A 12,007-nucleotide genomic window follows, 5' to 3' on the forward strand; every position below is an offset into this window, starting at 1 on the left:
GCGGGTGACCAATTCGACCGGTGCGGCCCTTGCCGCCATCAGCCTCCATCAACTTCCCAATCGACAGTGGGCGACCGTACTCGACGTCGCTCGGCCGGATTCCCCCGAGGACCGCGAGCTGGCCTTGCGGCTGACCGAGATCGGATTCGTTCCCGGCGAGGCGGTCTGCATCGTCGCCAACGGCGTGCCGGGGCGCGAGCCGCTGGCGGTGCGGCTGGGCCATACGACGTTCGCGTTGCGCCGGCACGAGGCGGCGCTGATCCGCGTCACTCCGGGAGCGGCCGGTCATGGTTGAGGCAACGCTCGCATTCAAGCCAGGCGCCGCGTCTTCGTCGAGTCCGCCGGAGCGCATCGCGCTGCTGGGCAATCCCAACTGCGGCAAGACCGCGCTGTTCAACCTGCTCACCGGCAGCCGTCAGAAGGTCGCGAACTACGCGGGCGTGACGGTCGAGCGCAAGGAGGGCCTGCTGCGCACCGCGTCGGGCCGCCGCGTGTTCGTGCTGGACCTGCCCGGCGCCTACAGCCTCAACGCGCTGTCGGCCGACGAGGCCGTCACGCGCGACGTGGTCACCGGCAAGAGCAGCGAGGCACCGCCTGATCTGCTGGTGTGTGTCACCGACGCCACCAACCTGCGCCTCAATCTGCGCCTCGTGCTCGATGCCAAGCGCCTTGGGCTTCCGATGGTGGTCGCGCTGAACATGACCGACATGGCGAGGAAGCAGGGCATCGCGGTCGACACGGCAGCGTTGTCGCGCGAACTCGGCGTGCCGGTGATCGAAACCGTCGGCGTCCAGAGCGACGGCGCACGCGCGCTGGTCGAAGCACTGGATGCGCCCGTGAATGCCGCCGCGCCGCGCGCATGGGACGCGCCGGGCTTCGACGAGGTGCTCGACACCCAGCGCGAAGTGCGCCGCATCCTCGCCATCGCGGTGAAGGAGCCCGTCGGCAGCCTCGCCACCAGCGACCGCATCGACCGCATCGTGATGCATCCGGTGTGGGGCATGCTGGTGCTGGCGGTCACGATGTTCCTGATGTTCCAGGCAGTTTTCAGCTGGGCCGCCGTGCCGATGGACGCCATCAAGGAAGCAACCGGCGCCTTCGGTGAGCTCGTCAAGCACGTGGTGCCCGAAGGCATGCTGCAAAGCCTGCTGGTCGACGGCGTCGTCGCAGGCGCCGGTGGCGTGATCGTGTTCCTGCCGCAGATCCTGATCCTGTTCCTGTTCATCCTTGCGCTGGAGGATTCGGGCTACCTGCCGCGCGCGGCCTTCCTGCTCGATCGCGTCATGGGCACGGTGGGGCTTTCGGGCCGCTCCTTCATCCCGCTGCTGTCGAGCTTTGCCTGCGCGATCCCGGGCGTGATGGCGACGCGCACCATCACCAACTGGCGCGACCGGATCACCACGATCATGATCGCGCCGCTCATGACGTGTTCGGCGCGCTTGCCGGTCTACGCGCTGCTGATTGCCGCCTTCATTCCGTCGCGCACCGTCGGCGGGGTGTTCAATCTTCAAGGCGTGGTGCTGTTCGCGCTGTACGTCTTCGGCATCGTCTCGGCGATGGCGGTGGCGTGGGTCATGAAGCGCTTCCGCGACAGCAAGCAGCATTCGCCGCTGATGATGGAGCTGCCGGCGTATCGCTGGCCCAGTCTGCGCAATCTGGCGCTGGGGCTCTACGAGCGTGCGTGGATCTTCCTCCAGCGCGTGGGCACGATCATCCTCACGCTCACCATCCTGCTGTGGTTCCTCTCGACCTTCCCATCGCCGCCGGAAGGCGCGACCGGACCGGCGATCCAGTACAGCCTGGCCGGCATGATCGGCCGCGGGCTCGAGCACATCTTCGCGCCCATCGGTTTCAACTGGCAGATCTCGATCGCGCTGGTGCCCGGCATGGCCGCGCGCGAAGTCGCGGTGGGCGCTCTGGGCACCGTCTATGCGCTATCCGCCACCGGCGACGACGTGGCAGGGCAGCTCGAACCGCTGATCGCGGGGAGCTGGTCGCTGGCGACGGCCCTGTCGCTGCTTGTCTGGTACGTCTTCGCGCCGCAGTGCATCTCGACGCTGGCCACCGTCAAGCGCGAGACCGGCTCGTGGCGCTACGTGATCATCATGGCTGGCTATTTGTTCGGACTCGCCTACATTGCGTGCTGGGTCACCTATCGGGTGGCCCTGGCTCTCACAGGAGGATGAGATGGCACAACAAATCGTCGTCGCACTGATCGTCGCGCTGGCCGCGATCTACGCGGTCTGGCGCTGGATGCCCGGCAGCTGGCGCCGGGGAATGGCTGCCAAGGTGGCCGCCGGCTCGCAGCGCGCGGGCCTGGTCGATGCGGAACGAGCCGGCCGGCTCGCGCAATCGCTGGGCAAGACCTCGGGTTGCGGTTCGTGCGACAGCTGCGGCAGTTGTTCGACCCCCGCCGGCAAGGCGGCTGAAGCAGGCAAGACATCCGTGCCGCGCTCGCACTGAGTGCGTCGGTCGATGGCGGCACACATCCTGATCGCGGGAGGCGGCATCGCGGGCCTCGCGAGCGCGCTGGCGCTCGCGCGCCGGCGCCACCGCATCGACCTGCTGGAGCAGGCGGTGGCGTTCGGCGAAGTCGGCGCCGGCATCCAGCTCGGGCCGAACGTCACGCGGCGGCTGCAGGCGCTCGGTGTTTCCGAAGCCCTGATGCGCGTCGCGGCGCGGCCGGAGGCCCTGGTGGTCCGCAGCGCAACCGCGGGCGACGAAATTGCTCGCCTGCCGCTCGGCAACGCGATGCTGCACAGCTACGCCGCGCCCTATCTTTGCGTTCACAGGGCGGATCTTCACGCGCTGCTGCTGGCGGCGGTTCGCGGCAGCGGGGCGGTCAGGCTCACCACCGGCGCACGCGTGGCGCAGGTGACCGCGCGCGGTGACTCCGTGTGCGTGGCCAGTTCCGATTCCCGGGTCTGGGAAGCCGATGCGCTGATTGGTGCCGACGGCCTCTGGAGCACGGTCCGCCCCAGCGTGATCGAGGATGCCGTGCCGCCGCGCGCCACGGGGCACACGGCATGGCGTGCGATGGTCGACCAGTCCGCGCTCCCGGCGGCGCTGCGCAGCACGCGCGTCGACGTCTGGCTCGGTCCGCGGCTGCATGCGGTGTCGTATCCGGTGCGCCGGGGTGACGCGCTCAACGTGGTGGTGCTGGCCGAGGCCGCGCCCGAAGGCGATGCCCGCGACTGGGATCGCGGGACGAGTCTTGCCGCCTTGCAGCAGGCCACCGGGCGCACCTGCGGCCAGCTGCAGGCCCTGCTCGAGGCTGTACCTTCATGGCGCGCGTGGACGCTCAACGACCGCCCGCCGCTCACCGGCCCGCATCAGATGGCCGGCGAGCGCATCGCGCTGACCGGCGACGCGGCGCATCCCATGCTGCCGTATCTCGCGCAAGGCGCGGGCATGGCCATCGAGGATGCCGTCGCGCTGGCCGACGCGCTCGACGGAGGCGCAGCAGCGCAGGTGCCGGCGGCCTTTGCGCGCTATGCCGACGAACGCTGGGAGCGCAACGCCAACGTGCAGGCGCGCGCGCGGCGCAACGGCGAGATCTTCCACGCGACCGGCCTCGTGCGCATCGGTCGCGACGCGGCGCTGCGCATGCTCGGCGCCAGGCTGCTCGATGTGCCCTGGCTCTACGACGCCTGAGTCAGAGGCTGAAGCTGCGCAGGTGATCCGCGCGCCGGGTCAGGCCGGCCAGCCCCAGGTAGTGCGTCAGCCGGCCTTCGCGGACCTCGATCAACGAGGATTCCAGCTCGGCGAGCATCTCGTCCCTCGCGGCGGCGTACGCGGCCGGAAGGTCGTCGTGCGACTGCGCATAGGCGCCGGCGATGACACGCGCCGCGGCGGGCGCGCCGCAGGCCACGCATTCCGCGATGGCGGTGGCGCTGGGTTGCGCGCCGTGCGTGAGCAGCAGGTCGGCGAGCTCGGGCGAGATCGCGCTGTCGATGGCGTCCAGCGCATCGGGCGCCACCGGCGCGCCCGCGCGCACCAGCGCGGCCGCAGCGGCATGTGCGCCATGGCCGATCGCCAGGTCGGTCGCGATCGCGCTGCCGCTCAGGGGGCCGTCGAGCGATACACCCGCGGCGTGCAGCTTCGCCACGAGTTCTTCGTCGTCGGTCGCGACCGCGTGGCGCAGTGCGATGCGAGACAGCGGCCCGTTGTCGCCCAGCGTGCCGTCGGCAAGCGGCGCGTGCCAGTCCACCATCGCCTGGCGGTAGAAGGCGATCACCTTGTCCATCAGTTCGATCGGCAGGCCGTCCTCCTGGTGCCGGTCGTCGAGGTATTCGAGCAGCGCCTGCCCGGTGAAGTATTCGCCGGCGGGATGGAGCGGATCCTCGTCGAGGCGCAGTGCATCGAAGGCGGCGTAGAGGTCGTGCGCGACCGTCGTCATGCCGTCTTCGTGCATCTCGTGCGCCCAGGCTTCGGGCAGGCCCTGCTTCCACGCGAGCACGTGCCCGTAGTCGGCGCCGGCCTCGACCACCGCGTAGACGCGGTCGCAGTAATCGAAGCCGCCGAAGGGCAGCAGCGTGAGCTTGCCGTCCCAGGCCTCGGCGCTCTCGGCGGCTGCGTCCCTGGCGCCCTGGAGCTCATGCTCGATCCACCCCTGCAGGTCGTGGTAGGTGTCGCTGCCGTTCCAGAAGAGCTCGTTCCAGCTGAACGACTCTTCGTTGCCGTTCATGTGAAGGTGCAGGTCGTAGTCCAGCCGCCCGCCCGCGGTGACGCGCCAGAGCGAAAGAAGATCCGGCGGAATCGGCCCTGCGCAGACGGCCTGCACGGCCGCGACCTGCTCTGCGGACATCGGCGGCTGCGCGTCGAAGATGACGCGCTTGGCGAAGAGCACGACACCGTGCGTGCGCAGTTGGGCGAGTTCGTCGTCACTGAACATCGGTTACCTCCGTTTCATGCCCTCCATCTCGGGCGTCTGATGGATAGCTTACGCCGCCGGTCCCGGGCGCGCCAGTTCGCGCAGCACCGCGCGCACCGGCGACGCATCCGCATCCACGAGCTTCAGCGGCAGGGCGATGAGCTCGTAGTCGCCTTCCGGCACCTCGTCGAGCACGAGGTTTTCGAGCACCCGCAATCCGAGCCGGCGGATGGCCTGATGGCTGTCGAGGGTCTTGCTGTCGGCCGGATCGATGCTTGCGGTGTCGATGCCGATCAGGACCACGCCGAGGGCCGCCAGGCGTTCGATGGTGCGGGGTGCGAAGGCCGCAAGGTTGGCATCCCACCGGTCTATGGGGGCGCGTTCGTAGGTGCGGACCAGGACGCGCGGCGGCAGCGCATCGATCGCATGCGCAAGATGCGCCCATTCGATCAGCGGACCGCGCCCGATCGCATGGATCACGCGGCACGGACCCAGATAGGGAGAAAGGTCGACCCTGCCGATGGTCGCGCCGCCGGGATCGTAGTGAATCGGCGCATCGGCGTGCGCCCCGATGTGCGGCGACAGCGCGATCTCGCTGACGTTGACGGGGCATTCCGGCGTGATCGTCGCGACCCAGCGCTGCCGGTACGGTGTGTCGCCGGGAAACACCGGTGCGCCTTCGTGCACCGGCGGCGAGATATCCCAGAGTCTTGTGTTCATGGCGCGAAGTTAGCGCGACGGACGGGACTTTCCAAATGACCGTCGGTCGGTCGAGGGGATTCAGTTTCCGAGGGCCAGGCAGGCCTGCAGCAGCGCGGTGCGGCACTGGCCGGCGATCATGCCTCGCCATTCGTCGTCGTCCACGTAGAAGGCGTCGCGAAGTGACCGCTTGATGCCGGCGCGCTGTTCGGCGGCGGTGGCGGCATCCGGGTAGCGATGCAGCCAGTGTTCGGCGCGCAGCGCCTCCATCGCCGTCATCTTGCGCGTGCCGTATTCGAGCGCGATGCCGACGCTCTCGGCTTGCGGACACTCATCGAAGACGGCGCTCACCGCATGGCCCACCACCTGGCGCGAGGTCGAATCGCCTTCCCATGCGGCCACCACATCGGCGCCCCAGATCGCGCGGGTGAGCCGAAGGTTGTCGGGCGTGCCCGGCAGGCCGGCGTGGATCTTCTCGCCGTGTCCGCAGCGGCCCAGGCCGGTATGCACGTCGATCCACGCGATGCGCCTACGCTGGGCTGCATGCCGGTGCAGGATGGCGCGCAGGGTGCGGTTGCTCCAGCTCGGCGCGGTGCCCGAATAGAACAGCCCGTCGGCGAATTCGGACTGGCCGGTCGTCACGGCTTCGCGGAAGGCGATCTCGCCGTGCGTGGCGATGTAGTCGGCCACGGCGCGCGCGTTCTCCTCCGTGGGCGGCCACTGCGCGGGCAGCATGAGGTCATGCAGTCCCGCGTAGGCCGGGTTGTGCGTGGGCCGCGCGAAGTCGATGAAGTTGCGGTTGAGGTCGATGTTGTCCTCGTTGGTGCGGCGGATGTGCGAGAAGCCGTAGGGGTTGATCGCGTGGATCAGCAGCAGCGCAACGCCGCGATCGCGTGCCTGGCTCAGCAGGAGTTCGTCGTGCAGCAGCGCGACCTGGCAACCCGATCCGCAGAAGCCCTCGGCGCCGTGCACGCCCGAGCTGAGCACCACGAGCGAAGTCGCGTCGGCCGTGCCGAGCAGCGCCACGTCGGTCGCAAGCGTCTCGCCGCCTGCGCCGGGGATGCCTTCGAGCAAGTAATGCTCGAGATGTGCGCCCGCGCGCTCGGCGGCGGCGATGAACTTGGCGCGGGCCTCGGCGTAGTTCGCCGAAAAGCAGTTTCGAACAGCGGTGTCGGTCATAGGGGTGTTGTCTTGATGTGGCTTATTGCGGTTGGAAGCCGGACAGGCGAATCACCGGACCCCAGGCATCGGAAATGCGCTGGACGCCCTGGGCCAGCGCTTCCGGGCCGCCGAAGTTCGGCGGCGAACTCAGCGCCTGCATCCGTTCCTTGACCTTGTCCGAAGACAGCACGGTGCGCACGGCTTCGGTGTAGCGCGCGATCACCGCGGGCGGGGTTCCAGCCGGCGCATAGAGGCCCGCGAGATTGGGCAGCTCGAGGCCTTTGATGCCGAGTTCGGCAAAGGTCGGCACGTCCGGCAGGTCCGGGTTCCGCGTCGTGCCGGAAACCGCAAGGAAACGCACCTTCTGACTCTTCGCGAACGGCACGAGCTCGAATGTCGACGTGACGCCGAACGGAATCTGTCCGGCGGACAGATCCATCACCAGTGGCGATCCGCCGCGGTAGGGCGCCGACGTGGCGTCGACCTGCAGCCCCTTGGCGATGAGGCCGACCGCGAACTCCGGCATGCTGCCCGGCGCCGGCACGCCGAAGTTGGCCTTGCCGGGGTTCTGGTGCGCCCACTCGGTGATGTCCTTGAGCTGCTTGATGCCCGTGCCGGGATGCGTCGCCAGTGCGAACACGGTCTTGTCGGTGATGAGGGCGACCGGCGCGAAGTCCTTGGCAGCGCTGAACCCGGGGTTCTTCAGCGTGTGCGGAAGGATCGCGACGGTGTGATCGTTGGTGAGCAGAAGCGTTGCGCCGTCGGCCGGGGCGGCCTTGAGGGCCTGCGCGGCAATCAGGCCGCCGGCGCCCGGTCGGTTCTCGACCACGAACGTCTGGCCAAGGGCCTGCCCCAGGCCTTCGGCAAGGATACGGGCCATCGTGTCCACACCGCCGCCAGCGGCGAAGCCGACCAGGATGCGCACCGGCGGCTTGGTATCGGCATGGGCGGCCACGGCGGCCGCGAGGCCGAGCGAAAGCAGGACCGCGCGGCGGGTCCAGCGGGGGAGTGCGAGTGTCATCGGGGTTCCTTGTCGAGGGGGCTTGCGTGAGCGGGAGCCTCCACTGTAGAAACGCTGCGATATAAATAAAAGACAGAGATTTTTTATCGATGATCAATTCAATTGATAGCCAGGAGCGCGCTTCCTCGGTGGCCCTGGAATACCCGAGCCTTCGCCAGCTCGAGATCTTCCGGGCGGTGGCCGAGTCCGGCAGCATCCGTTCCGCCGCGCGCCGGCTGGCGCTCACCCAGCCGGCGGTGACGCACGCCGTGCGCGAGCTCGAGCGCGGCATCGGCGCCAATCTGTTCGCCCGCAGCGTCAAGGGGGTGGCGCCGACCGACATCGGCGCGGCGCTGTTGCGGCGCAGCCATCTGCTGTTCAACGAGGTGCGGCGCACGCAGGAGGAGATCGCCGAATTGCGCGACGGCACCGGCGGCCGGCTGTCGATCGCATTCAGTTCGACGGCAGCGCAACTGTTGCCGGCGGCGCTGGTCGATTTCCGTGCCCGGCGGCCGGGCGTGGCACTCGAACTGCAGGAGCTCACCTGGCCGAATGCCGACGCGCGCTGGCATGGCGGCGACTACGACTTCGCCGTGATCAGCGAATCAGGCGATCCCCCTCAGGACGGCCTGGAGCGCGAGGTGCTGCTGGAACATCCATTGGTCGTCGCCGCGCGCGCGGGCCATCCGCAGGCCAGGGCGCGCTCCTTGTCCAGCCTGCAGCATTGCCTCTGGCTGGTGCCGGGCTATGGATTGACGCTGCTTAAGAGGCTCTTCGCCGCGCGGCGGACCGCGGCGCCGGCCGACGTGATCGCCTGTCAATCGACGCACATGGCGCTCACGCTGCTCTACAGGACCGACGCGCTGGCGCTGCTGTCGAGCAGCGTGGTGAGCGGACACACGATGTCGAGCGGCCTCGTGCGGTTGTCGCTGGCCGGCCCGGCGCTCGCGAGCCTGCGGATCGCGCTGCTGGTGCGCGACAGCCAGGCGCTGACGCCGGCGGCGCGCGTGTTCATCGATTGCCTGCGGCGCGCTGCGAAGGACGCCGCACAAGCCCAGTGCCCTGTGTGAAGGCTCAGGCCAGCCGACCGAGCAGAAGGTACTCCATGAGCGCCTTCTGCACGTGCATCCGGTTCTCGGCCTCGTCCCAGACCACCGACTGCGGGCCGTCGATGACCTCGGCTTCCACTTCCTCGCCGCGGTGCGCGGGCAGGCAGTGCATGAAGAGGGCGTCCGGCTGCGCGACGCGCATCATCTCGGTGTCGACGCGCCATTCGGCGAAGGCGGCGCGGCGGGCCTCGTTCTCGGCTTCGTAGCCCATGCTGGTCCACACGTCGGTGGTGACCAGATCGGCGCCGCGGCAGGCTTCCATCGGGTCCTTGAACACCTTGTAGCTGTCGCTGGAGCGGATGCCGGCGATCGACTGGTCGACCTCGTAGCCGCTGGGCGTGCTCACGTGAACGGTGAAGCCGAGGATCTCGCTCGCCTGCAGCCAGGTGTTGGCCATGTTGTTGCCGTCGCCGACCCACGCGACCGTCTTGCCGGCGATCGAGCCGCGATGCTCGATGTAGGTGAAGATGTCCGCCAGGATCTGGCAGGGGTGGAACTCGTTGGTCAGGCCGTTGATCACCGGCACGCGCGAGTGCGCGGCAAAGCCTTCGATCTTGGTCTGCTCGAAGGTCCGGATCATCACGAGGTCGACCATGCGGCTGATGACCTTGGCGCTGTCCTCGATCGGCTCGGCGCGCCCGAGCTGGCTGTCGCCGGTGGTGAGGTGCACCACGCTGCCACCGAGCTGGTACATGCCCGCCTCGAAACTCACGCGCGTACGGGTCGAGGCTTTCTCGAAGATCATGGCCAGCGTCCGGTCGACCAGCGGCTGGTGCTTCTCGTAGGCCTTGAACTTCTTCTTGATCAGCGCGGCGCGCGTGAGCAGGTAAGCGTATTCGTCCGCAGTGAGGTCCGAGAACTGCAGGTAGTGCTTGATGGCAGGCGTCTGACTCATGGTTGAGGTTCCGCGAGGAAGGCTTTCACGATCGGGGCGAGGATCGCCACGATTTCGTCCGCTTCGGCGATGCTCAGGATCAATGGTGGCACGAGTCGGATCACGCTGTCGGCCGTCACGCTCAGCAAGAGGCCGGCTTCGCAGGCGCGGTTGAGGATGACGCCGCACGGCCGATCGAGCTCGATGCCGAGCATCAGGCCCTGGCCGCGGACTTCCTTCACGCCGGATACGCCCCCGAGTTCGCGTTCCAGTGCCGCCTTCAGGTGGGCGCCGACGTTCGCGGCGTTCTCGAGCAGCTTCTGCTCCTCCATGATCCGGATCGTCTCGATGCCGGCGCGCATGGCAAGCGGGTTGCCGCCGAAAGTCGTGCCGTGGTTGCCCGGGCCGAAGATGTGGGCTGCACGCGGACCCGCGACCACCGCGCCGACCGGAACCCCCGAGCCGAGTCCCTTGGCCAGCGGCATCACGTCCGGCTTGATGCCGGCCCACTGGTGCGCGAACCACTTGCCGGTGCGGCCCATTCCGCACTGCACCTCGTCGATCATCATGAGCCAGTCGCGCTCGTCGCAGAGCTGGCGCACCTGGCGCAGGTATTCCCAGCGCATGGGGTGGATGCCGCCTTCGCCCTGGATGGTCTCGAAGAACACCGCGACCACGTTCGGGTTGCCTTCCGTGGCCTTCTTCAGCGCGTCGATGTCGTTGAGCGGCACACGGATGAAGCCCTCGACCAGCGGCTCGAAGCCCTTCTGCACCTTGGGATTGCCGGTGGCCGACAGCGTGGCGATGCTGCGGCCGTGGAAGGCTGCCTCGTAGACCACGATCTCGGGCCGCTCGATGCCCTTGTCATGGCCGAACTTGCGCGCGAGCTTGAGGGCCGCCTCGTTGGCCTCCAGGCCGGTCGAGCAGAAGAAGGCGTTGGTCAGGCCGGCGAGCTCGGTGAGCTTGGCCGCGAGCGTTTCCTGGCCGGGGACGTAGTAGTAGTTGGAGCTGTGGATCAGCTTGGAAATCTGGTCCTGCAGCGCGGGCACCAACTCGGGGTGGTTGTGGCCCAGCGTGTTGACGGCGATGCCGCCCAGGCCGTCGAGGTACGCGCGGCCTTCGGTGTCCCAGACTCGGCAGCCCTGGCCGTGCGACATCGCGATCGGCAGGCGGCCATAGGTGTTCATGACATGGGGCGAAGAGGGGGCGGCGGTGGCGCTCATGCGTATCTCCGGAAAAGGGAAGGCGGATTCTAGGCGTCCGTTTTGAAGCCTTCATTGAGGATTGCGCATCACACCAATGCCCCTGCATATGTCGCGCGCGGGACCCCCGGATAGAATCGGTTGTGCGGCGCAGCACGAGCCCGTGCATTCATCCCGCCAACCGACCGATGGTCTCTCCCAACGCCAAAGAAATCTTCATTCAGGGCATCACCCACGATGGCCGGACCTTTCGCCCGAGCGACTGGGCCGAGCGGCTGGCCGGCGTGATGTGTTCGTTCCGCCCGGGTGGACCGCAGCCGGGGAGCCACCTGAGCTATTCGCCCTGGTGCATTCCCACGGTGATCAATGGCGTCAAGTGTGTGGTCGTGAATCGCCAACTCCGCGACGCGGAGCCGATGGCCTGGGATTTCTGCGTCAACTTCGCCAAGGACAACAACCTGCAGGTGGCGGAAGCCTGCCTGGTGCCGGATGCGCCGGAAGCCCCGGTCAGGGCGCCCGCCAAGCCGCCTGTCGTGACGGAAAAGTAACCTCGAGGCGCACGCCCCCCCGCGCCGCCCCAAAAACCAAGCGTCCATGAAAAAACCGCCCGAAGGCGGTTTTTCTTTTCTTTGCTGCAGCGCACCCGGATCAAACGGCGGACCAGCGAACCGGTCCGGGCTGTTTGCCTGAAAGTGTCAGGCGGCGAGGGCCAGGGTCTTGACCTTGGCTGCAAGGCGGCTCTTGTCGCGAGCAGCCTTGTTCTTGTGGAAGATGCCCTTGTCGGCGACGGTGTCGAGGACGCTTTGGGCCTTCGCGAAGTTTTCAGCCGCCTTGGTCTTGTCGCCGGCCAGGACGGCCTTCTCGACATTCTTCACGGCGGTGCGGTATTTGGAGCGCAGCGAGGTGTTCGCAGCGTTGAGCTTGACGTCCTGGCGGGCGCGCTTGCGGCCCGACGCGAGGCGCGGGTTCTTTTTCTTGGGCTTGGTAGATGCCACGGTGATATTCCTTGAGTGTCTGTGGATGTTGCAGCAAAGCCGACCATTATATCGCCCCCAGGCTTCGCGCACTTCGTGTCGCTTCGCCAACCCC

Annotated in this window: 13 protein-coding genes; 6 read left to right on the forward strand and 7 right to left on the reverse strand. The window is 68.0% G+C overall.

Annotated elements, in window-relative coordinates; genetic code table 11:
* Positions 1-4 precede the first annotated feature (4 nt).
* The 4 genes from BLW05_RS05360 to BLW05_RS05375 are packed head-to-tail and all read left to right on the forward strand — an operon-like array spanning position 5 to position 3,654.
* Positions 5-295 carry a FeoA family protein gene (locus tag BLW05_RS05360; protein WP_256330052.1) on the forward strand — a complete coding sequence of 97 codons (291 nt, stop codon included), beginning with the start codon at positions 5-7 and terminating at the stop codon, positions 293-295.
* Positions 288-2,186, forward strand: coding sequence for a ferrous iron transporter B (locus BLW05_RS05365; protein WP_093160757.1), 1,899 nt, complete (start codon positions 288-290; stop codon positions 2,184-2,186). Before BLW05_RS05360 ends, BLW05_RS05365 begins: the two co-directional genes overlap by 8 nt.
* Before the next feature lies 1 nt (position 2,187).
* Positions 2,188-2,463, forward strand: coding sequence for a DUF6587 family protein (locus BLW05_RS05370; protein WP_093160760.1), 276 nt, complete (start codon positions 2,188-2,190; stop codon positions 2,461-2,463).
* Positions 2,464-2,475: 12 nt separating this feature from the next.
* Positions 2,476-3,654 carry an FAD-dependent monooxygenase gene (locus tag BLW05_RS05375; protein ID WP_093160762.1) on the forward strand — a complete coding sequence of 393 codons (1,179 nt, stop codon included), beginning with the start codon at positions 2,476-2,478 and terminating at the stop codon, positions 3,652-3,654.
* A gap of 1 nt (position 3,655) precedes the next feature.
* On the opposite strand, the gene BLW05_RS05380 is transcribed toward BLW05_RS05375, so the two are convergent.
* The 4 genes from BLW05_RS05380 to BLW05_RS05395 are packed head-to-tail and all read right to left on the reverse strand — an operon-like array spanning position 3,656 to position 7,754.
* Positions 3,656-4,894: an SMI1/KNR4 family protein gene (locus BLW05_RS05380; protein WP_093160765.1), complete on the reverse strand. Its 1,239-nt coding sequence runs from the start codon at positions 4,892-4,894 to the stop codon at positions 3,656-3,658.
* Between the two features lie 48 nt (positions 4,895-4,942).
* The gene (gene kynB / locus BLW05_RS05385) at positions 4,943-5,593 is read right to left on the reverse strand and encodes an arylformamidase (RefSeq protein ID WP_093160767.1); all 651 of its coding nucleotides are present in this window, start codon (positions 5,591-5,593) and stop codon (positions 4,943-4,945) included.
* 60 nt (positions 5,594-5,653) lie between these two features.
* Positions 5,654-6,751 carry a M14 family metallopeptidase gene (locus BLW05_RS05390; RefSeq protein WP_093160769.1) on the reverse strand — a complete coding sequence of 366 codons (1,098 nt, stop codon included), beginning with the start codon at positions 6,749-6,751 and terminating at the stop codon, positions 5,654-5,656.
* 22 nt (positions 6,752-6,773) lie between these two features.
* Positions 6,774-7,754 (reverse strand): tripartite tricarboxylate transporter substrate-binding protein, encoded by a 981-nt coding sequence (locus BLW05_RS05395; protein ID WP_093160772.1) that lies wholly within the window; start codon positions 7,752-7,754, stop codon positions 6,774-6,776.
* An 89-nt stretch (positions 7,755-7,843) separates the two neighbouring features.
* Here BLW05_RS05395 and BLW05_RS05400 point away from each other — a divergent pair, with 89 nt between their 5' ends.
* Entirely contained in the window at positions 7,844-8,803 is a 960-nt protein-coding gene (locus BLW05_RS05400; RefSeq protein WP_093160774.1) for a LysR family transcriptional regulator, read from the forward strand.
* A gap of 4 nt (positions 8,804-8,807) precedes the next feature.
* Here the strand turns inward: BLW05_RS05400 and argF are convergent, their stop codons facing one another.
* Together argF and BLW05_RS05410 are read right to left on the reverse strand one after the other, a co-directional pair.
* Positions 8,808-9,737, reverse strand: coding sequence for an ornithine carbamoyltransferase (gene argF, locus BLW05_RS05405; RefSeq protein WP_093160777.1), 930 nt, complete (start codon positions 9,735-9,737; stop codon positions 8,808-8,810).
* Positions 9,734-10,939: an aspartate aminotransferase family protein gene (locus BLW05_RS05410; RefSeq protein ID WP_093160780.1), complete on the reverse strand. Its 1,206-nt coding sequence runs from the start codon at positions 10,937-10,939 to the stop codon at positions 9,734-9,736. Before BLW05_RS05410 ends, argF begins: the two co-directional genes overlap by 4 nt.
* Positions 10,940-11,106: 167 nt before the next feature.
* Here BLW05_RS05410 and BLW05_RS05415 point away from each other — a divergent pair, with 167 nt between their 5' ends.
* On the forward strand, positions 11,107-11,466 hold the full coding sequence (locus BLW05_RS05415) for a DUF3579 domain-containing protein (RefSeq protein WP_093160782.1): 360 nt from the start codon (positions 11,107-11,109) through the stop codon (positions 11,464-11,466).
* Between the two features lie 147 nt (positions 11,467-11,613).
* Here the strand turns inward: BLW05_RS05415 and rpsT are convergent, their stop codons facing one another.
* Positions 11,614-11,913 carry a 30S ribosomal protein S20 gene (gene rpsT, locus BLW05_RS05420; protein WP_093160785.1) on the reverse strand — a complete coding sequence of 100 codons (300 nt, stop codon included), beginning with the start codon at positions 11,911-11,913 and terminating at the stop codon, positions 11,614-11,616.
* Positions 11,914-12,007 lie beyond the last annotated feature (94 nt).

The sequence above is a fragment of the Variovorax sp. YR216 genome, from assembly GCF_900107745.1.
In the GTDB taxonomy this organism is placed as follows: domain Bacteria; phylum Pseudomonadota; class Gammaproteobacteria; order Burkholderiales; family Burkholderiaceae_C; genus Variovorax.